This window comes from Legionella anisa (assembly GCF_001467525.1).
GTDB classification, from domain to species: Bacteria; Pseudomonadota; Gammaproteobacteria; order Legionellales; family Legionellaceae; genus Legionella; species Legionella anisa.
The window spans coordinates 70,044-90,835 of record NZ_LNXS01000046.1 but is presented as its reverse complement, the minus strand read 5'-3'; the positions used below and the strand labels follow the sequence as shown (position 1 = coordinate 90,835).

The following is a 20,792-nucleotide window of genomic DNA, read 5'->3' as shown; positions in this document are numbered from 1 at the left end:
CGAAGGCGAGCTATGGTTGCATGAATCTGAGCATCTAACTCGGGCACATGCGAAAAATCCCTCTCCAATTGCCTTATGAGTTCTTTTTCACTGCAATAATGATTGGAAAGATATTTTATTGCTGCATCGATGAGTGTATTCATACTAAAATTCTACTATAAATAACAGATTTATTTTTGCTTTTGCCAAGACAGCCTAATTTATTTAGAATACCATTAAAACAGGAAAATATTGAGTCTTTTATGCCAAAAGAAGGAAAAGCCAGGGTCTTAAGTGAGACGGAGTTTAAGCGACTGCTTATTGTTGCCAAAGATGGGCAATTCGCTATAAGAAATAGTGCCCTTGTGTATTGTTCTTTTGGACTTGGATTGCGAGTGAAAGAAATCGCCTCTCTCACTATTGCAGATGTCGCCGATTACAACTATCAATTACTCGAAGAGATTTGTTTGAAGCGCTCAATGACCAAAGGTGAAAAGCAACGTTACGCTTATCTTGCCAATGAAAAAATCCGCAAAGCACTCCAAGCACATCTCGATACCCTAAAACATGTTGCAAGAGAAAAACCCTTTTTTCAAACCCAACGTAAAAGTCGCTTTACCCCTAATAGTTTGCAAAAATGGTTCAAGTCACTCTATGATAAGGCAGGAATTATTGGAGCAAGTTCTCATTCTGGTCGACGTACTTTCATTACCCGCTTAATTGAGCAAGGCGCTGATATTAAAGCAGTCTCTCGTCTTGCAGGTCATGCCAACATTGTTACTACCGCAATTTATGTTGAAGATAACCCGGATCGCCTGAAACGCATTGCTAATTTGGCTATTTTCTAAATAATACCATGGGTTAGCGTTTTGCCTTGGCTGATCTTCCCTTTTAGTATCGAATCCATCTATGTTTAATGATTATTTAATATACAGACTTATTATAAACGCGTTTTAATAGCGCTTAATGAAACGACGTTTTTTATGTAACCAAAACCATTGGTTATAGTGAAAACAACGCTTAAAACTAAAATATGGAAGTTGATTTTTTTACTTAAACGCATAAAAATTGCCCTTCAGTGATATTTTGCTAAACACTGCTCCCTTAAACACGAAATCATTCAAACAAAGTCACTTAATAATTGCTTTTACCTCTTTCTCTTTTCTAACACCTGCTTAATTCTATTTTTTATTTTTAGATAAATCTTCTAATAAAATTTTTCCCTTTTGGGACAAGCGATATTTTTGCAATCTACTTTTAGGCTTATCTGGGATAGTACGCTCGATTATCTCATCCCTGAGCAATTGATCAAGATAATTACGTTGAAAAGTTTCTCGATGCCTGATTCCTGCTACCTCTTGTAGCTCTATACTTTTCAGCTCACCTTTTAGCTCACATGCTCTGAGTACCCACTCAACCCATGGATCGACTTGTCCGGCAACTTGTCCGGCAACTTGTCCGGCAACTTGTCCGGTCATCGATGATGATTTACGCCAAATGGTTGTCTTGAATCCATCAGAGATAGAAAATTCAGGCTCTGGCAGTCCAACCTCACGGCAACGACGAATCATATCGCCTGTACCAGTTCCCATACGCTCGATATATTTCGTTAAATACAATGGCTCAGCAAGCAAGGGATTTCTTGGAACAGAACCATGTGGATGACGTAATTTCTCTAAGGTTAATGATGGAGGGAGTCCTCCTGGATTCCAAATTTCCAATCGATCTGCAAACAGCATAACCTGCACACTTCCATTACTATCATAGTCACGATGAGCAACCGCATTCACAATCGCTTCTGCGACAACTTCCTGGGGAATTTCATAGGCAACAGGCACTTCCGCCCCTCCCTCTCTGGTTCCCACCCAAAGATTAATTTTGGACATTACAAAATCAATCGCTTGATCGACCAGTGAAAATAACGTGCCTTTATATACTTGATATGAAGGAATAGGTTTGGCTACTTCTGTCCCGTGAAAATGAGCACATTTTACCTCGGATGACATAACAAACCGTTGTGGTTGTTTTCCAAAGAGTAACATTGCTGCATGTGTAGGCTTATCCTCATCCAGCAAGTTCAAATGAGACAATAATTCAAAAGAGGTCGCATCGCTAGGCAATGGAAATCCACGTCCGCGTTTTGCTCGACGTAAAAAAGTCGTTATTCCTTCTTCATCTAAGTCTAATAATGTTGCTCCTCTGCAAGGAGCAGCATCAAAAGGGCTATTTCTAATTAATTTTCGTTCCTCTAAATCATGTATTAGGGCAGCATAAACACCAGAGATAAGCTCGGAAACAGAATGATAACGTCTTCTGATTAATTCGGCTCCAACACGAGTAATAAGGGTTTTCATTTTAGGGTGGCGTTTACTTTCTTCATTTCCCTTTATAAAAATTAATCGGGTCTTATGTTCCTCGGAAGCTAGATTGTATTCTTCCTCAGTAGGGGAAACACCTTTTGCATTCTCAAAGCCATAATCATAACCCAAAAGACCAATATAGATATCACAAGCACGTACTTGTTCTAGATAAACTTGATCTGCTCTTCTATCATGGGCAGGTAATTCTTCGAATAAAAATGGATCAAAAAAACGACGCATTAAGGGATCATTTTTCAACCAATGGCATATCTCTAGACGATCTTCTTTAAATTCTTGTTGTACACTACTGATAAAAATACGCAATGGTCTCATCATTAATCCAAAAATTAAACACGCTCTTTTTTCTCATTAACAGGCTTAATTATGTTATAACCCACGAATATCACACAACGTTATCAACAGATTTTGTGGATAACTATCCTCTTTCGCTCATTAGCTTGATCAACCAATCAACCTCACTAGCGGAATTCACCTCGATAATCACTTTTCCCTTACCCTCAGCATTTACTTTTACTGAAACATTTGTTGTAAATTGTTGAGATAGATAGGTACTCCACTCCTCACACTTGTCATGCGATGTAGTTAAAGAAAAAGTCTTGTTATGTTCTTCATTCCCTGATGACTTCAATCGGTTTGCTAAGGTTTCCGTGTCACGCACATTCAGCTGTTTTTCAATGACAGTACATGCAATCTGATATTGATGTTCTGGCGAAAGCTTCAAAAGCGATCGAGCATGCCCCATATCAATCTTACCCTCGTTTAACATCCCTATTACTCTAGAATCCAAAGTTAGTAAGCGAAGCGTATTAGTAACCGAAACCCTAGAGCGCCCTATCATTTGTGCTATGTCCTCATGAGTCATTTCAAACTCTTCACGAAAACGGTTTAATGCTAACGCTTCTTCAATCGGGTTAAGATTTTCACGTTGAATATTTTCAATCAGTGAAAATGCAAAAGCAACATTGTCATCAACATTTCTAATAATAACAGGCACATAAGTTAATCCTGCTTTTTTTGCTGCTCTCCAACGTCTCTCGCCAGCAATAATCTCATAATGTTCTTCTGCAATCTTTCTAACAATAAGTGGCTGGATAATCCCTTGGACTTTGATGGAGTTTGCAAGCTCATCTAAAATAGATTCATCAAATTGTTTTCTAGGCTGATATTTGCCAGAATTTAATAACTCAACAGCTAAATGAGTTATCGATTCGCAGGGTTTAGATTCCCCATCCTGGAATGAATTGTCTAAGGCTCGAAGCAACTTCAATCCCTTCAATTCTAAATTTGACACAAGTGTCTCTCCTCAATTATCCCTGCAAACGTCCCACCCTACCTGTAAACGTCGCACCATCGGTTATTTTTCTTATTTTTACTTCCCGAAAACGTCTCACCCTATCCCGTAAACGCCACAGCCATCCCTGCAAACGTCCCTGACAATTCCCGTAAATGTCCCACGAACTATCTTACAGCCCTTAAGAACATTGACACATTTAACTTCTAAACAACTTATTAAAAGATCTTAAAAAAATTAAAACACGTTGTGTTTCTATAGTAAATAGAAATTTTAATTTTCTGTTGCATTTTCAATAAATCACAGATAAATTATAAAAAACGTGAAAATTAATTATTTTAATAAAAGGGAAATCATGCTTGATCCTCAAATCATTACGTATGGTACAGATCATCCAGAACAATTAATGGATAAGTTCTATCAAGCGGGTAACGAAATGTTACTGACATTAAGAAATTTTGTAATCAATCCCGAAAAAAGAAAAAAACCAAGAACTTGGGGAGCAATCGAAGCCGCAAAAATGGTTAAGGTTTCTGACCCTACCTTTAGAAAAATATTAGAATCTTCAGATGATATACCAGGAATAGTAATCGAAGACTCTGAAAATGGAAGAAAAGTTAAAAAATATACATTAGCAGCCATCAATGCGCTGAGAGATAAAGCAGAAACTCGATACAAAAGACCAAAAGGCTCGAAATGCTTAACCATAGCTGTTTCTAACTTAAAAGGCGGTGTTGGGAAAACTGAAACTACAGTTGATTTAGGAAAAAAAATTGCCATCGAAGGTTTAAAAGTTCTGTTGTTGGACTTCGATGCACAAGGAACAGCAACTTTAATCAGCTCAGGACTAATCCCCGACTTAGAGCTGCGTTATGAAGATACAATAACCAATGTATTAATCTCAAATCCTAACAACATCAAGAATGTATTACTGAAAACGCATTTTGATGGTCTTGATATCATCCCTGCTAACTTAGCTATACAAGATTGTGATCTTATTTTACCAAACGAAAAAGAAAACAATCACGAGCGTTTAGGTTCCCCTTTCATTCGCTTATCAGAGTCATTAAAGATTATTAAAAATCAATATGATGTTATTTTGATCGATTGTGGCCCCAACCTTGGTTTGCTAACACTCAATGCAATCATTGCCTGTGATGGAATCATTATTCCTATTCCTCCAAGTATGAACGACTATTCAAGTTTTATTATGTATACAGCTACCTTACGAAATATGTTTAAAGAATTACCTTCCAAAAAATTGGAGTATTTACGAATACTCATTTCCAAGCACAGCGGAAGTAACGAAGCACTACAGATGGAGAATATGATGCGAGAGCAATTTGGTAGATATATTCTCACAAATCACATGTGCGAAACCGTTGAAGTTGCAAAAGCAGCTAATGAAATAGGAACCATCTATGATGTTTCAAAACCGCGTGGTAGCCGCGAAGCTTATCGCAGAGCTTTGCAACATTTGGATGATGTGAACCTCGAAATTATTAATAACTTTAAAGAAATCTGGGAAAAGCAATCTAAAGCATCCTTTGTAAGTGGAGAGTAACATGGATAATAGCAAGCGAAACGTTCATAATTCTGGCCCATTAGGTATGCTAATGAAAAGCGGTCAAGTAAAAAAAATAGAGACTGCTGATGAGGAGGTTGTTTTAAAACAAGCTACCCCTAAGACTCCATCTTATTTCAAAACCCAATCTGGGATTGAATTTGCCGAGCAGGAATTAATTTATGTCAATCCAGAAGAATGCGAACCATGGAAATATGCTAACCGCCAAGAAAGCGAGTTAGGTGATATTGATGGGCTAATTGATTCTATTAAATCAAACAAACAGCTACAGCCTGCTTTAGTGAGAAATCATCCTAATCCTCATGGGAAAATAAAGTATGAAGTAATTTTTGGCCGAAGAAGGCATATTGCTTGTATGCGACTGGGGCTCCCTTTTCTTGTAATCAGAAAAGATATTCCCAATGTTCAAGATGCGATTGCATCTCAAGATGCCGAGAACAAATTACGAAATGATGTTAGTAATTATTCCAATGCGATGCTTTATAAACGATTATTGTCGGATAATGTATTTAAAACTGAAAAGGAACTTTCGGAAAAATTACGAATTTCCTATTCTACATTTAACGAATTAATGGCTTATTCAAAAATTCCAGAAGATATTGTACGTGCTATTCCTGATATACACGCCCTTTCTAAGCAACTTGCTGTAAAGATTGTTCAATTAATTAATAAGTCCAAAGATAACTATAACAGGATGCTTTCTATTGCTAATCAGTTAGGTAGAACAATCACTTCACAGGCTAAATTAGAAAAGATATTTGAGAAGACGTTACAACAAAAAACTGAATCTAACAGTTCAAGTAATGCCAAGTTTTATACTTCTGTAAATGGAAAAAAACTATTTACCTTTAAGTCTGATTATCGAGGACTTCCATCGATTGTATTGAACAAAGAAATTGCTGGTTTTGTGAATCTGGAAGATATGTGCGAGCACGTTTCAAATTATTTAGAGCAAATTATAGCAGAATCCGAGTACTCGGATTGAGAGTGAATCCGAGTACTCGGATTACTTGTTAGGTAGCATGGGGAAACGTATGGGAAGCGTAGCAATAAATAATAAGAGTCTTGAGCTCAAAAAACATGTTAACGCGATACATTGCTCTAATAATCTGTCATTGGTGCAGCGGAAGCTATTTAATGCTTTGCTCTTTAATGCTTATCCAGATCTTCCCTATAAACAGCAATTTGAAATCAAAGGAAAAGATTTATATCAACTGATTGGTTACAATAGCAAGGATACTGCAAAGCTAAAAGAAGCTTTGATAGGACTAATAACAATAGCTATTGAGTGGAACGTTATTGATTGTTCCACTGGACAAGAAAAAAAATGGAAGGCTAGTTCAATATTGGCATCTGCTGAACTTTCAAATGGCGTTTGTATTTATGAATACAGCCAGGTAATGAAAGATCTTATGTATCAACCTGAGATTTATGGTCAAATAAACATTGATCTGATTTCAAAATTCAAATCAGGTTATGGTTTGGCGCTTTATGAGAACTGTGTTCGTTACAAAGGGCTTGCGCAAACACCATGGTTTCCATTAGATATCTTTAGAAAACTAATGGGTGTGTTTGATGGGAAATATCCAGTATTTAAAGACTTTAAGAAAAGGGTTCTAGATGTTGGGGTGAATGAAGTAAATGCAGTCTCGCCCATTCGCATTTTTCCTGAGATAGAGCGAGTTAATCAAAAAGTAGTGAGAATACGATTTAAGCTAGAAAAAAATGTTGATGAATCTCCTATTTCCTTAAATAACTTATCGATTGACGAAGAATTAAAACAACTTCTGATTAATACATTTGGGTTTTCAACGCAAATGATTGATGAGACATATGCAAAATATGATAACGAATATATACGAGAGAAAGTAGAGATCATCACTCAATCAGAAAGTTTTATTGCGGGAAAGATTAGAGGACTTGCTGGATATTTGATTGAAGCACTTAAGAAAGATTATAAGCATAGTAAATCAAGCAAAGCAATAATCAATGAGCGTCGCAAGATCTCTGAAGAGAAGGAAAAAGAAAAGAAAGAAAAACAAGAAGCACAAACTGAACGCTACAGGCAATATGTTAATAAAAAAATAAATAACTACCTTACAAATTTAACAGAAGATCAAAAAAGCGACTTAATTAGTGAGTTTGAGAATTATATAAAAACTCAAAGTAGTATTCTCAAAAATTGGTATCAAAAACATAGGTTAGAGCACCCTGCAACCAAAGGATGTTTTCATGGTTTTATAAGAGAGAATAAACAAAGTGCAGTGGGAAACATTATATCTATGGAAGATTATATTGAATTAATTGAATAGGCTTTGAAAAAAGATGAATTTTAAAGATGGGACATTTGCGGGGCATTATGTTGAAGTTGGGTGGGACATTTACGGGGAATTATAGTACCGTAATTATTACGCCTATTTCTTATATAAAGTAGTTTGTATCATACAAAGAAATTAACTAATGTGAATTACAATGAAGACAATTTGTGTATACCTTGGTGCTAGCTCTGGCAATAATCCTGCATTTAAAGAAGCTGTTATTAAACTTGCTCATGAAATTGTGGATCATGGACTTACATTGGTTTATGGCGGATCAAATTTAGGAATGATGGGTTTGTTAGCAACAACTGTAAAGGAGTTGGGGGGTAAAGCCATTGGCGTTATAACTACACATCTTTTAGACAAAGAAAAACCATTAGATATCTTAGATGAACTTCATATAGTAGATTCTATGCAGGAGAGGAAGAAAATGCTGCAAAGCCTGGCTGACGCTTTTGTCGTTATGCCAGGTGGTTTAGGTACTCTTGAAGAAGCAATTGAAACATGGAATGCGATAAAAATAGGAGAGGTAGACAAAAAGATAGGGTTTCTTAACATCGATTATTATTTCAATAAACTATTTAGCTTTATTGAGCATTGTTATGAAAATGGGTTTATATTGGCCGAACAAATAGCTATTCCATCAATGCAAGTTGAACCTAAAAAATTGTTACGTGATTTAATGCTACCACAATATGAAGAAATTGATTGTGTGATGTACAAGTAAAGAATTTTTTAATAAGGATATGAAATGCATGCTGTAAGAGGTGAGAAAACCGGGGTCGTGTATCTACATTGGTTAAACGCAGTAACCACATTTAGCTTTGCTATTTTATTTTCATCATTATCACTTTATTTGACAAAGAACATTGGATTAACTCAATTGCAATCCAATGGAATCGTTGGATTTTTTCTTGCATCAAATTTTATTTTGCATTTTGTAGCTGGTTACATTGGGGATCGATTTTTAAGTAATCGATTGCTATTTGCCATTTCAACGCTCATACAAACTTTAGGTTTAATGGTTCTTAATTTTTCTGATTCATTTGTATATTTAGGGTTAAGTTTGTTTCTTATCGGTTGCGGATTAGGATCTACATGTATTAACTGCCTTATTACCCAACAATTTACTAGTAACGAAACTGAATTAAGAGAGAGAGCATTTTTTTATAATTACAGTGCGATGAATATAGGGTTTCTCTCAGGATATGTTATGAGTGGGTTTATTGATATTAACGATAGATACGACCGTTTATTTGAAGTAAGTAATTTGATTAATTTGATTACAGTGTTTTTCATCATTAAATCGTGGGGTTATTTCGCAAAAGACAAAGTAAGTCTCGTAGAGGAGATAAAGAGGGGGCAGCTAGGACTGGTATTAATCATACTAATTATACCGATCCTTCTAGCAGGGTTTTATTATTCCTGGTTAGCAAATAGCCTCATACTTTTTATTGGCGCAGCGGCTTTACTATATATTACATTACTTGGCCGTAGTTTAAGTACACCTAATGCACGAAAAAAGATTTATTCTTTTGTGTTTTTAACGGGTAGTTCAGTTGTATTTTGGATGCTTTATTTTGTAGGACCGATGGGTGTTACTCAGTTTTTGAAGTACAACGTAAATATCTCCATAGGTTCTTATTATATTCCTCCACAATGGTTAATGAATTTGAACTCAATTTTTGTAATTATTGGCTCACCTATAGCGGTTAACTAACACCTAGCAAAGTATCTGCGAATGGTCATTGGATAGAGTACGACCTACCACAAGGCGGATGCTTTGCGATTACAACCCTTGCAGAAGGTGTTAAACCAAGTGCGGTGTTCGGAGGTAGTATTGCTTTTGAAGTGGAAGATTTGGATTCCTTAACGCAACAATTAAAAAAGAATGGGGTAACATTCAAGTTGGATATCTTTTCGTCACCTGTATGTAGAATGGCAATTATCATCGACTCTGAAGGAAATGCTATTATGCTGCATGAACTCAATCAATAAATCTGTATACAAAGGATAAATAATGATGTTTGCTAAATGCTCTGTTTTTATTGCCACAAGTCTTGATGGCTTTATTTCAAGAGAGGATGGTTCTATTGATTGGCTAACGAAAGCAAATGAGCTTGTGCCCTCTGGTGAGGATGGTGGTTATAAAGAGTTCATATCTACGGTCGATGGACTCATTATGGGTAGGCATTCTTTTGAGAAAGTATTATCATTTGACCCTTGGCCTTACGATGAGCTTCCAGCTGTAGTGATGAGTAGCAAACCTATAGAAATTCCTGCTCATTTAAAACATGTTTCAGCTTCTTCCGAAACACCCATCAAACTCGTTCAGCGGTTAACTAATGATTAACCAATGCAAAAAACGATTTCCAAATGCAAAATGGTTTCTTGCTAATATGAGGACTTTAGATTTACAAGAGAAATTCGATGCTGTCATTGCTTGGCATAGTTTCTTTCATTTACCTCATGACGATCAACGAAAAACATTAAAATCACTTGCCTCTTTAGTGGAGCAAAATGGTTTATTAATATTTACTTCCGGACCGGAATACGGAGAAGTTTGGGGTGATAATGGAGGATATGATTTATATCATGCCTCTCTTTCGTCTGAGGAATATACTCAAATCCTTCTAGAGTGTCACTTTAAAGTCCTTGTACATAAGATTAGGGACCCAGATTGTGGAGAAGCAACGGTTTGGGTTGCTCAAAAAAGTCACATTTGCACGGGATAAAATAGAAAAGAAACTTATCAAGGTTCCTTCAAAATCTCATACTCAAAAATAACGGAATATCTATTTGGCATCATGGGAGATTTTTTAACACCAAATTTGATGCATCCCATTTTCTTATAAAATGCTTCAGCACCGGGGTCGCTCCATAATTTGAACCTACTCACGTCATGTGATTTAAAGTCTTCAACCATCATGGACCGCATTTGTTTACCGAAGGGGTTTATCGTGCATTATGGATTTTTTTCTAATCTCAGAAAATAGTGCTATAATGTGTACATGGTAACACAATGAGAAAAACCATGACTTCAACAACTATGACAGTCCGCCTGGATACCCAGGCTAAAATACGTTTGAATAAATTGGCGGAGCTGACTCATCGCAGTAAATCGTTCTTAGCCTCAGAAGCAATAAACAGCTATCTTGAAACGCAAGAATGGCAACTTAATGAAATTATAAAAGGTATTTCTGAAGCTGATTCCGGTCAATTAGTGGATCATGAAGGTATTGTTACCTATTGGGAGAGCAAGAGAGATTGAAAATTCAATGGACAAGAGGAGCCAGTCAAAATTTAAAACAAGTTGAAAGCTATATAGCAAAGGACAATCCGAATGCAGCCATTGATACAGTATTGAAAATAATTAAATCAGTTGAATTGTTAGCGGATAACCCTTTGATGGGAAGGGCTGGCAGAATTTTTGATACCAGAGAATTAGTCATTAACGGGACTCCATTCATTGTTCCTTATCGAGTTAAACAAAATCACATTGAAATATTAAGAGTATTTCATAGCTCGCGACAATGGCCTGATTCTGTTTGATTTTTTACAACAAACTCCTCGTTGAAACATAGGTTATTTTTGCAATTTAGTTAGGGTTTAATCTGCCCTTTCCAATCTAATACAATAAATTATGACGAAAGAAGCAAATTGGTATGGCCTCAACTAACGGGTTTCCATCTAGAACTTTTGTTGGTTTAGGTTTTTTTGTCAGCGCGGTTAATTGCGTGTATGTGATTTATATCTATATCGAGATAGCTGGAGCTCGTCCATACCTTAATATCTATTATTAAAAATCAAGGTTTGATAAAATGAACAAATTAGAATTCGTATGTGGAGCATATGCAAATTAAGCTCAATAAAATGAATGCGTTATTAATCTGTGAATGAAGGACTTATTGAAATGACTGACACATCCATTGATAAAAGTCTTGAAAAGGTCTATCAAGTAATTGTGGAGCATATCCGTCAAGCCCGATCAAATGTATTGAAAGCTGTTAATCATGAGCAGGTTATTGCATATTGGAACATAGGAAAAAATATTATTGAACAAGAGCAACATGGTGAAAATAGGGCAGCTTATGGTAAAGCGCTGTTAGAACGCTTGTCTACTCGCCTTAATGAGGAATTTGGGAAGGGATTTGGAGTTACAAACCTCAAATACATGCGCCAATTCTATTTAACCTATCAAAATGAAATTAGTCACAAGCCTGGTGACCAATTTGAAGTACCTCAATTTAATCCAAATCTGAGTTGGTCTCATTATCGTCTTTTAATGCGTGAGACAAGGCGGAATGCTCGCAAATTTTATGAAATTGAGGCTGCTAATAATTACTGGTCTGTACCTCAACTTCAAAGGCAAATGGGAACTTTTTTATTTGATCGTTTAGCAGCAAGTCAGGATGAACAAGCGGTATTGGCGTTGGCTAATAAAGGCCAGATTATTACAACTGCCGAAGATTCATTAAAAAATCCAGTGATATTAGAATTTTTAGGGTATAAAGAGCATCACACCTATACGGAAAGCGATCTTGAATCGGCCATTATTGATCATTTGCAAGAGTTTCTGCTTGAAATGGGTAAAGGTTTTGCTTTTATTGGTAGACAAAAAAGGATCACAATCGACGGCGATCATTTTTATCCCGACTTAATTTTTTATCACACGATTTTAAAGTGCTATACAATAATTGACTTAAAAATTAATCACCTAACACATGGTGATGTTGGGCAAATGCAGATGTATGTTAACTATTATGATCGTGAAATCAAGCAGAATGATGATAATCCGACAATAGGTCTTCTTCTTTGCGCTGAAAAAAATGATGCGGTCGTAAAATTTACCCTGCCAGAAAATAACAAACAAATATTTGCTAGAAAATATCAACTTCATTTGCCAACTGTTGAACAATTGAAGGAAGAAATCAGGCGAGAATATCAAGAGGCAACATTATTTTTAAACAAAGAAAAAGACGTAGAGTGAAAATGATTGCTTATTGATAAATAAGGTCAATGACATGACAAAAATTACAACAGAAGAAACTGCTCTAAAATTAGCTGTCCTTATTGATGCCGATAATGCTCGGGCAGTAATTATTGATGGTCTCTTGACCGAGATTGCTGGTTATGGAGACGCTATCGTAAGAAGAATTTATGGTGATTTTACCTCACCATCTAGCGCGCAATGGAAAAAGGTGTTACATAAATATGCTATAAAACCAGTACAGCAGTTTGCTTTCACTTCTGGAAAAAACGCAACTGATAGTGCGCTTATCATTGATGCTATGGATCTGCTTTATACGCATCGGTTTGGTGGTTTTTGTATCGTGTCAAGCGATAGTGATTTTACAAGTCTTGCTAACCGTATTCGTGAAGAAGGGTTGCAAGTTTTTGGATTTGGAGAGAAAAAAACACCAGAGGCATTTCGTAATGCCTGCAATAAATTCATTTTCACTGAAGTACTACGCCCTGTAGCACCACCTGATCAATCAATTAGTCAATCAAAAAAGAGAAAGCAGCCTGTTAAACAGTCGAAAGCTAATGAACCCTCAGCACAAGAATTTCCAAAAGAATTCATTCTAGAAGCATTAAATAACTCATACGATGATACTGGTTGGGCATACATAGGAACATTTGGTGGTTATTTAACTAAGTTAAAGCCTGATTTTGATTCCAGGCTTTATGGCTTCAAGAAGCTAAGCGATTTGGTTAAAGGAAAACCAGACATTTTTGAAACGGAAGAACGAGTTAATCCAGGATCTAACACAAAAGTTTTATATCTGCGTGGCAAACAGAAATAAGGGATGACAATCATTGGAGCGGAAAGATGGGGCAAGTCAGGGTACATGTGTAATTGATGCATTTGAAAAATAAAACCTGATTCTATCCATTATCTGGCGTAGGTTTTTAGCTTGTTTATCAAATCTTCTTATATACCTTACCTTTGTTCTTAAGGAGGCAATACTATGACTCAATGGTTCGTAAAAGACTTAAGCAAATTAACTGGTGTTTCGGTACAAACATTACATCACTATGACCGCATTGGTTTGCTAAAGCCTTCATTGCGACCGCTATTTTCTAGGGTGTACACCATATCGGTCTTAATACTTACGTAAAAAAACGAGAATTACGAAAACTCATAAGTTTAATCAATGCCATCACGACCTCATAAAACACAGGTAACTAATACGCTTTATTTGCTTTATCAAACCATTGCCATCTCAACCAAAATGCTACATTCACAAGTGAAATTAGTACAGGCACTTCAACAAGAGGGCCAATAACTGTTGTAAATGCGACAGCAGAATTAAGCCCAAAGGCAGAAATAGCCACAGCAATAGCCAATTCAAAATTATTGCTAGCTGCGGTAAATGAAGCGGCTGTTGTTTTTTCATAGTTAGCACCGATAAGCTTGCCCATCGCAAAACTGACAAGAAACATCACAATAAAATAGATAGTCAGAGGAATTGCAATCCGAATTACACCTAAGGGAAGTTGCAATACCATCGAGCCTTTTAAAGAAAACATCGTCAGAATCGTAAACAATAGGGCAATCAGGGTAATGGGTGAAATTTTTGGTAAAAAATTAGTTTCATACCAGGCCAGCCCTTTTCTCTTTATCAGTATAAGGCGAGTCAGAAAACCTGCAAAAAAAGGAATGCCCAGATAAATAAAGACGCTTTCTGCAATGGTTATAAAATCAATGTGGACTATTTGTCCAGTCATGCCAACCAGGGGCGGCAAGACTGTTAGAAAAAACCAGGCATAGACACTAAAGAAAAGCAGTTGAAAAATACTATTAAACGCCACTAAAGCTGCAACATACTGATTGTCGCCTTCTGCCAGCTGATTCCATACAATCACCATAGCAATACAACGCGCTAAGCCGATGAGGATAAGTCCAGTCATGTACTCAGTATATCCATGTAAGAACAAAACAGCGAGACCAAACATGAGAAATGGACTGATAAGCCAGTTTTGAATTAGGGACAATAATAAAATTCGCCAATCTTTGAATACTAGTGGTAATTCTTCATATTTTACCCGGGCCAGTGGAGGGTACATCATTAAAATGAGTCCAATCGCAATGGGAATATTGGTGGAACCAATAGATAATGAATTTAAAAATTGTGGTGTTCCGGTAAAGAGTGAACCGATAACAACGCCAATAGCCATTGTCAGGAAAATCCATAACGTTAAATATCTATCTAAAAAAGAAAGGCGACGGGTGCTGCAAGTGGTCATGACAGCAGCTCCTTTTCTATTCGTTGTTTCAGTTGATTAAAAATCGCTTCAAATGCTGTATTGATTTCCATTTCTGAACCTTCTACTTGGGCAGGATCAGGGATACTCCAATGGAGTTTCTTTGGTTGACCCTGGAAAATTGGACAGCTTTCACTAGCTGCCTGGTCACAGACTGTGATGACTAAATCAATAGATTTTGCTTTAAATTCATTCCAGGATTTGCTGCGAAGAATATTGGGTTTGATACCATGGCGCGTAAGGGTTTCAATTGCAATCGGATGTACGTTTCCAGTCGGAGCGCTACCTGCACTAAAAGCCAGATAGCGACCATTCGAGTAATGATTAGTTATTGCCTCAGCCATAATGGACCGACAAGAGTTCCCCGTGCAAAGAAATAATAACTTAATTGGCTCAGCATTCATCAACCACAACATCCAGTTGTTTTTGACTGTGTATCACAGCAAGAGGTTGATGGGTTTTTTTCCGGCATACTACAACAAGAACTTTCTGTTGCCATGTCTCCAGAAAAAAACTGAGCATCTTCCATAGTATGATACGCTTCCCATGCGATCCCGGTAGGGTCACTCACCCATGATTTTTCTGATTTGGCATAGCAACAGGTTGTTTCACCATTGCTATGGGTTGAAATATTAGCTTGAGAAAATTGGTTTCTCAGTGCTTCTAATTCAGTGGCGTCATCCACTTGCATGCCTAAGTGTTCCACGCCATGTTTTCCTGCACGAGTTGAAATGGCAAAATTAATACGCGGATCTTCCAGCATCCACTTGGCATAATCGGATTTAACTTTTACCGGATCTGCTCCAAATAAAGCATTGTAGAAACGGATACTATCAGCAAGGTTGTCAACGCTAATATGAATATGAAAACGTTTCATAACTTACTCCTTCTTAGAACTACAGCAATCAGTTAATTCAATAACCAGACAATCTTTAGTGTCAGCTTGTTGAATTTGAATTTGTTGTTTACTGCAGCAATCTTGAACCATGAAAGCGATAAAATCGCGCATTAACTCAAAATTTGCAGAATAAAATACATAACGGCCTTGACGATAGGACGTGACAATTTCGGCATTAGACAAATGGCTTAAATGAAATGATAGGGTATTGTGTAAAATACCTAACTTATCGCCAATTGCGCCTGCGGATAATCCTTCTGGTCCTGCTTGAACAAGTAATCGAAAAACTTGTAAGCGAGTTTCTTGAGAAAGAGTATCAAATATTTTTAGTGAATTTTTTATGTCCATAATTCTAGAATAGTAGAAATATATAATTTAGTCAATCAGTCATATAAAGTTTGAATTTTTCTGCCAAATAAATATAAGACTTACAAAAAATGATCTTTTTTATACATTTCATGAGCTTAATGGTTTAGGTGTGGGATTTATATCTTTAACTGAAGCACTTGATCTTACTACAGCAACAGGAAGAGCAATGGTAGGATTGTTAGCAATATTTGCGGAATTTGAAGGAGAGATTTTGCGAGAAACGGTTTTAAGCAGGAATTGCTCATGCTAGAAGTAAAGGTAAGTCCCATGGAAGGCTTGCAACTACACAAAAAAATACGAACAAGAAGTGATTGCTTTATTTAAAAGTGGATTAAGCCAATCAGAGATTGCTAAGAAACTGGGGATTGGTCGAACCTCTGTCAGAAGAATGCTTACAGAATCGCAAAAAAGTAAATTCATTATGTTGTATTTACAAAGAACCTCTATCAGCACCCTTAAGCTTGTGACCCCATGTTCTCAGATTCAATAAAATTGGTTTTAGCGAATAGAGAGTAATGAATAAAATTATTAACAGTAATATTGCGATTTATTATGTTTCAGCCCACTCATTTTACATCATACTGAGGCTACTGGTAAAATTGGAAACCAAAACTTCACCCTCTAAAACAATGACTATTGAACAAAATGAATTAGAGATCAAAAATAATCCACATCAAAGCATCAAATGGGGACAACCTATTCCACTTTCTCCAATCTTAGCCCCTGACTGCCCTTATCCAGTTGAGGCACTTCCCTCAATTGTTAGAAATGCCGTAGTAGACTATCAACAATATGGACAGCAACCCCTGCCTTTAATTGCATGCAGCGCCTTGGCTAATATGTCTCTATCCTGCCAATCACTTGCCAATGTAGCACGAGATAACTATTTAATTAGTCCAGTATCGCTTTATTTTTTAATTGCCAGCGGCTCTGGCACCCGAAAAACTGCTGCAGATAATGTTTTTTCGAAAGCAGCGCGTCACTGGGAGACACTGATTCGTAAAAGGCGTGAACCTGAGGTGTTGTCAGCGCTAACGCAACACCAAGTATGGCAAATGGAAAAAGACAGTTTATTCTCCCAAATCAAACGTGCAACCCATACGGGAGTGGACTCGGATTATGCCAAAAAAATGCTTGATGAATTAATTCATCAAGAACCGGAAATTCCTTTGCAACCCACTCTTTATTTTGAAGATGCTACCCAAGAAGCACTGGCCGTTCATTTGGCCCAAGGTTGGCCTTCCGCTTCCCTTTGGTCTGATGAGGCAGGTATTATCTTAGGTAGCCATAGCATGCAAGGCAATCCCACTCGTTTTGTAGCTTTGCTTAATCGTTTGTGGGACGGTAAGACGTTCACGGCACATCGTAAAACAACGCAAGGATTTACCATTGAAAATCGGCGTTTAACACTTAACTTGATGATGCAACCGCTTATCTTACAACAACTTACCAAGCAAGCATCGGGTATTAGTCGACAAAGCGGTTTTTTAGCTCGTTGCCTTATGGCTTATCCTGCCAACAGTATGGGAAATCGATTTTACCAAGAGCCGCCTGCTTCTTTACATTCTCTAAGCCATTTTGAGCAACGCGTCACTGCCTGCTTAAACCAGTCAGAACAATTAAGCCATCAAGGTTGTATTCAACTTCCATTGTTGAAAATGAGTGTTGCAGCAAAACAACAATGGATTTTATTTTTTAATGCGGTGGAAACTGGGTTAAAACCGCAAGGCCAGTGGGTCGATGTCGTTGATTTCGCATCAAAAGCAGCTGAAAATACAGCGCGCCTTGCAGCACTCTTTCATCTCTTTGAAGGGCGCCATGGAGATATTAGTGTAGAGCATACTGAAAATGCCATTGAAATAATTAATTGGCATTTGCAAGAAGCACGGCGAATTATGCCTACTGAAACCGTTTCTTTGCAGTTTTCCGATGCCCTCAAACTAATGGACTGGTTTATTGAAAAAAATATTAGCTCAACAACGTTACGAACCATTCAACAATTAAGCCCACTGCGAGATAAAATAAAACGCGACCAAGCGGTTGAATTATTAGTGGAGCACAATCAAATACGCATTGTAAAATCAGGTTCAAAAACGATGGTGGAAGTGAACCCTCGCGCATTCAAAGTGTAAGTTCAACTTGATATATTATCCGTAGTACACCAACTAACAGGAGAAATTTGTGCCCTTTAACAGGCTAAAAGAATGGTTGAACAAGTAAAAAGAACGAGGGATTGAGGATCCTTCCTGTGCTGTTTTAAGCACTTGTAGCAGCTCTGGCGACCCTCATAGTCGAGTGGTAGCCATTCGCGAAATTGAAACAGAGGGTCTTTTATTTTTTACGCAACAAAAAACACGCAAGGTCGCTGAATTATTAAATAACCCTAAATCCTGTTTAAATTTTTTATTTGCGATGCAGAGCCGACAAGTTATCTTAGAAGGAATAGCAATACCCATTTCCCAAGAAGAAAATGAGGCTTTTTGGAAAACTCTTCCTCGTGAACGTCAATTGAGATTCTCTGCTTATGCTCCTACTTCCGGCCTTGTCATTAAAGATCTAAACCAATTGGAAACTAGGAAAAAAGAATTGGGCGATCAATTTGCAAGCCTTCCTATCCCTAAAAGTGAGTATTATTTCGGCTTTCGCTTTATCCCCAAAACATGGATTTTCTACACGGTCGGCTCTATTTCTTTTTCTGAAGTGATTCGTTATACGAAGATAGAGGGCTCTTGGAGAACAGAATTAATTTCCCCATAGGTGATATCATGTATATGCTTTGTTTTTGTGTTCCAGAAACACATTTAGAACTTGTTAAAAATGCTATTTTTGATACAGGGGCAGGAAGTGTTGATCATTATCAACATTGTGCTTGGCAAACATTGGGTGAGGGGGCAATTTATGCCATTACCTGGCAGCCATGCTTTTATTGGAGAAATCAATCAGCTTGAGAGAGTACCTGAATATAAAGTAGAAATTATCTGTACTGAAGAGCAAATCAAAGCTGCTGTTGCCGCCTTAAAGAAGGCTCATCCATATGAATCACCTTCTTATCAGGTTTTCCGTTTTGAGATGTTATAAACAACATTGAGAAGAGCAGCCATATTCAAAGAAGAATGAGAAAAAAATTTATTAATGGTTCTATTTTAGCAGGAGATTATACTAAATCAGATAATTTCCTGCCCAATAATTGAAGTTTTTTATTAATTCTTTTATCCAATAGTTAATTTATGCTGTTATAAGAATCATGAGTAATATAGCGAGAACCGCAATCTTTTCCTGTCGCATCATCTGATTGATGATTGATTAATCCAATCACATCGATGTGATTTTTTTCTTGATCAAAATTACCAACCACACTATATATCGAACCACATTGCTCATAAACAACACTAAATGTCAGTGCATTCCCTGTCCATAGTCCAGTAATAGGTTTTCTCTGGCCAATAATTTGTTGACATTCTTTGGATGCTACTGCTGTTGTAAAATAGCCCTCAAGCTGATTATTAGGCAAAAGCATCAATTCAAGAATTGAGTCACGTTGATTTTTAAATGTTTTTAATCGCATTGTTATACTCCTTTTAATTCAGTGACAGTATAACCACTAGGATTTTGAGTTTTTATCCGGAAAATGACGGATAGACGCGGGAAAAAGTCGCTATTAATTCTGCTCTGGTGCTGACTCCTAGTTTGTGTTTCGCATTACCAAGATGAGTTTCTACTGTTCGAGGTGAAATAATTAATTGTTTCGCAATTTTTTTATCAGTAAATCCTTTGGATAAATAATAAAGGCATTCTCTTTCGCGAGCACTTAAAGCAGCAATACCATGCGATTGTGGTAATGCAATACTAAATCCGATTAATCCTATTAATTCGCTAAAACTATCAACAAGAGGAGATTTTTTAGTGAGGATATTGACGTAAGTTCCATCGTGTCGAATAATTTGCTCATAATGGCTTTGGCTCCGCCTGGCTTCTATCACCGACCTATCATTGTTACGTAGTTGTGTAGCATACTCATGCCAAGAAAAATCAGTATCAGTTTTATTAGTGATGTCTCCAAGAGAACCATAGCCCGCTGAACGACTGATGAAAAAAGCATTTGCCCAAAGATAACGGCCCAATTTATCTTTGATAAAAATAGGAGATTCAATTAAGTCATAAGTAGTTAAAGTTAATGAATTTGAATAAACCACTCGATCTAAAGTAGGCTCATATTTTTCTTTTTCTATATGATGATTGATCATAGAAATTATTTAAGAAGGCTGAATTTTTGTGATTTTAGCATCGTTCAAACCCCGATTACAGCCACAATTTACGTAACGAATTATATCGCTACATTTGCTACACTTTCTTGGTTAGTAATCTGTATTGCCTTGATAAGAGTGTGTGCAAAAGAATTGTAGCACTATCTCTGTATCAAAATGCCAGCAAAAATGTAGCAATAATAACGCTACACAACCGCTACTTCTTGCTACATTTTGCAATCCCAAATAAAATGCTCGCGCAATTTCATTTTTTTACAATTTTCCTTATTTATACAAAATAATTATAAATAAGGAACTCTTATCAAAAAATGGTGGTGTACAAAAATGAGTAACTTCAGATAACCTAAGCTACTCCTCATGATATCCTCTTTTGACTATTTGAGGATGTGTTTTTTCAGCATTTGAAATGTAGCATGGCGTAGCAATACAGTAGCAAT

Annotated in this window: 24 protein-coding genes and 2 pseudogenes; 18 read left to right on the top strand and 8 right to left on the bottom strand. The window is 36.8% G+C overall.

Going from position 1 to position 20,792, the window contains the following annotated elements; all coding sequences use genetic code 11:
* The first annotated feature begins 242 nt into the window (after positions 1-242).
* Positions 243-827: a tyrosine-type recombinase/integrase gene (locus Lani_RS15100; protein WP_058388687.1), complete on the top strand. Its 585-nt coding sequence runs from the start codon at positions 243-245 to the stop codon at positions 825-827.
* A gap of 333 nt (positions 828-1,160) precedes the next feature.
* On the opposite strand, the gene Lani_RS15095 is transcribed toward Lani_RS15100, so the two are convergent.
* Both Lani_RS15095 and Lani_RS15090 read right to left on the bottom strand, forming a co-directional pair.
* Positions 1,161-2,675, bottom strand: a complete 1,515-nt coding sequence (locus tag Lani_RS15095; protein WP_238585191.1) for an ATP-binding protein — start codon at positions 2,673-2,675, stop codon at positions 1,161-1,163.
* 100 nt (positions 2,676-2,775) lie between these two features.
* Positions 2,776-3,651 carry a ParB/RepB/Spo0J family partition protein gene (locus tag Lani_RS15090; protein WP_058388685.1) on the bottom strand — a complete coding sequence of 292 codons (876 nt, stop codon included), beginning with the start codon at positions 3,649-3,651 and terminating at the stop codon, positions 2,776-2,778.
* A 355-nt stretch (positions 3,652-4,006) separates the two neighbouring features.
* Between Lani_RS15090 and Lani_RS15085 the strand changes: the two genes are divergently transcribed.
* The 12 genes and pseudogenes from Lani_RS15085 to Lani_RS19885 all read left to right on the top strand — a co-directional run bounded on the left by Lani_RS15085 (position 4,007) and on the right by Lani_RS19885 (position 13,676).
* Positions 4,007-5,215, top strand: a complete 1,209-nt coding sequence (locus Lani_RS15085) for an AAA family ATPase (RefSeq protein WP_058388684.1) — start codon at positions 4,007-4,009, stop codon at positions 5,213-5,215.
* 1 nt (position 5,216) lies between these two features.
* Positions 5,217-6,221 carry a ParB/RepB/Spo0J family partition protein gene (locus Lani_RS15080; protein WP_058388683.1) on the top strand — a complete coding sequence of 335 codons (1,005 nt, stop codon included), beginning with the start codon at positions 5,217-5,219 and terminating at the stop codon, positions 6,219-6,221.
* Between the two features lie 49 nt (positions 6,222-6,270).
* Complete coding sequence (locus Lani_RS15075; protein ID WP_223499661.1) at positions 6,271-7,548, top strand: replication initiation protein; 1,278 nt, start codon at positions 6,271-6,273, stop codon at positions 7,546-7,548.
* A gap of 160 nt (positions 7,549-7,708) precedes the next feature.
* Positions 7,709-8,281 carry an LOG family protein gene (locus Lani_RS15070; RefSeq protein WP_058388681.1) on the top strand — a complete coding sequence of 191 codons (573 nt, stop codon included), beginning with the start codon at positions 7,709-7,711 and terminating at the stop codon, positions 8,279-8,281.
* A gap of 24 nt (positions 8,282-8,305) precedes the next feature.
* The gene (locus tag Lani_RS15065; protein ID WP_223499663.1) at positions 8,306-9,274 is read left to right on the top strand and encodes a POT-type proton-dependent oligopeptide transporter; all 969 of its coding nucleotides are present in this window, start codon (positions 8,306-8,308) and stop codon (positions 9,272-9,274) included.
* A gap of 32 nt (positions 9,275-9,306) precedes the next feature.
* Positions 9,307-9,552, top strand: a complete 246-nt coding sequence (locus tag Lani_RS20895) for a VOC family protein (protein ID WP_338011483.1) — start codon at positions 9,307-9,309, stop codon at positions 9,550-9,552.
* Positions 9,553-9,577: 25 nt separating this feature from the next.
* Positions 9,578-10,289, top strand: a pseudogene (locus Lani_RS15055) (methyltransferase domain-containing protein).
* A 299-nt stretch (positions 10,290-10,588) separates the two neighbouring features.
* Positions 10,589-10,825, top strand: a complete 237-nt coding sequence (locus tag Lani_RS15050; RefSeq protein WP_058388680.1) for a CopG family ribbon-helix-helix protein — start codon at positions 10,589-10,591, stop codon at positions 10,823-10,825.
* Positions 10,822-11,106: a type II toxin-antitoxin system RelE/ParE family toxin gene (locus Lani_RS15045; RefSeq protein WP_058388679.1), complete on the top strand. Its 285-nt coding sequence runs from the start codon at positions 10,822-10,824 to the stop codon at positions 11,104-11,106. Before Lani_RS15050 ends, Lani_RS15045 begins: the two co-directional genes overlap by 4 nt.
* Before the next feature lie 361 nt (positions 11,107-11,467).
* Complete coding sequence (locus tag Lani_RS15040; protein WP_058388678.1) at positions 11,468-12,544, top strand: PDDEXK nuclease domain-containing protein; 1,077 nt, start codon at positions 11,468-11,470, stop codon at positions 12,542-12,544.
* Positions 12,545-12,578: 34 nt separating this feature from the next.
* Positions 12,579-13,361: an NYN domain-containing protein gene (locus Lani_RS15035; RefSeq protein ID WP_058388677.1), complete on the top strand. Its 783-nt coding sequence runs from the start codon at positions 12,579-12,581 to the stop codon at positions 13,359-13,361.
* A 165-nt stretch (positions 13,362-13,526) separates the two neighbouring features.
* Entirely contained in the window at positions 13,527-13,676 is a 150-nt protein-coding gene (locus Lani_RS19885; RefSeq protein WP_265667819.1) for a MerR family DNA-binding transcriptional regulator, read from the top strand.
* A gap of 67 nt (positions 13,677-13,743) precedes the next feature.
* On the opposite strand, the gene arsB is transcribed toward Lani_RS19885, so the two are convergent.
* The 4 genes from arsB to Lani_RS15015 are packed head-to-tail and all read right to left on the bottom strand — an operon-like array spanning position 13,744 to position 16,069.
* Positions 13,744-14,805: an ACR3 family arsenite efflux transporter gene (arsB, locus tag Lani_RS15030; RefSeq protein WP_058388676.1), complete on the bottom strand. Its 1,062-nt coding sequence runs from the start codon at positions 14,803-14,805 to the stop codon at positions 13,744-13,746.
* Positions 14,802-15,227 (bottom strand): arsenate reductase ArsC, encoded by a 426-nt coding sequence (locus tag Lani_RS15025; protein ID WP_031562393.1) that lies wholly within the window; start codon positions 15,225-15,227, stop codon positions 14,802-14,804. The genes arsB and Lani_RS15025 overlap by 4 nt, the downstream gene beginning before the upstream one ends.
* Positions 15,227-15,700: an ArsI/CadI family heavy metal resistance metalloenzyme gene (locus tag Lani_RS15020; RefSeq protein ID WP_019235343.1), complete on the bottom strand. Its 474-nt coding sequence runs from the start codon at positions 15,698-15,700 to the stop codon at positions 15,227-15,229. The genes Lani_RS15025 and Lani_RS15020 overlap by 1 nt, the downstream gene beginning before the upstream one ends.
* A gap of 3 nt (positions 15,701-15,703) precedes the next feature.
* On the bottom strand, positions 15,704-16,069 hold the full coding sequence (locus tag Lani_RS15015) for an ArsR/SmtB family transcription factor (protein ID WP_058388675.1): 366 nt from the start codon (positions 16,067-16,069) through the stop codon (positions 15,704-15,706).
* Between the two features lie 34 nt (positions 16,070-16,103).
* Between Lani_RS15015 and Lani_RS21205 the strand changes: the two genes are divergently transcribed.
* The 5 genes and pseudogenes from Lani_RS21205 (at position 16,104) to Lani_RS14995 (ending at position 19,168) form a co-directional block, all read left to right on the top strand.
* Positions 16,104-16,340 (top strand): recombinase family protein, encoded by a 237-nt coding sequence (locus tag Lani_RS21205; RefSeq protein ID WP_082654131.1) that lies wholly within the window; start codon positions 16,104-16,106, stop codon positions 16,338-16,340.
* 57 nt (positions 16,341-16,397) lie between these two features.
* The gene (locus Lani_RS21200) at positions 16,398-16,580 is read left to right on the top strand and encodes a helix-turn-helix domain-containing protein (protein ID WP_058388674.1); all 183 of its coding nucleotides are present in this window, start codon (positions 16,398-16,400) and stop codon (positions 16,578-16,580) included.
* A gap of 25 nt (positions 16,581-16,605) precedes the next feature.
* Positions 16,606-18,222: a YfjI family protein gene (locus Lani_RS15005; protein ID WP_223499667.1), complete on the top strand. Its 1,617-nt coding sequence runs from the start codon at positions 16,606-16,608 to the stop codon at positions 18,220-18,222.
* Positions 18,223-18,322: 100 nt separating this feature from the next.
* Positions 18,323-18,847, top strand: coding sequence for a pyridoxamine 5'-phosphate oxidase family protein (locus Lani_RS15000; RefSeq protein WP_223499691.1), 525 nt, complete (start codon positions 18,323-18,325; stop codon positions 18,845-18,847).
* An 8-nt stretch (positions 18,848-18,855) separates the two neighbouring features.
* A pseudogene (locus tag Lani_RS14995) lies at positions 18,856-19,168 on the top strand (YqfO family protein).
* A gap of 142 nt (positions 19,169-19,310) precedes the next feature.
* Here the strand turns inward: Lani_RS14995 and Lani_RS19875 are convergent.
* Positions 19,311-19,655: an avidin/streptavidin family protein gene (locus Lani_RS19875; RefSeq protein WP_058388673.1), complete on the bottom strand. Its 345-nt coding sequence runs from the start codon at positions 19,653-19,655 to the stop codon at positions 19,311-19,313.
* Between the two features lie 52 nt (positions 19,656-19,707).
* The gene (locus Lani_RS14985; protein WP_058388672.1) at positions 19,708-20,334 is read right to left on the bottom strand and encodes a PAS and helix-turn-helix domain-containing protein; all 627 of its coding nucleotides are present in this window, start codon (positions 20,332-20,334) and stop codon (positions 19,708-19,710) included.
* Positions 20,335-20,792 lie beyond the last annotated feature (458 nt).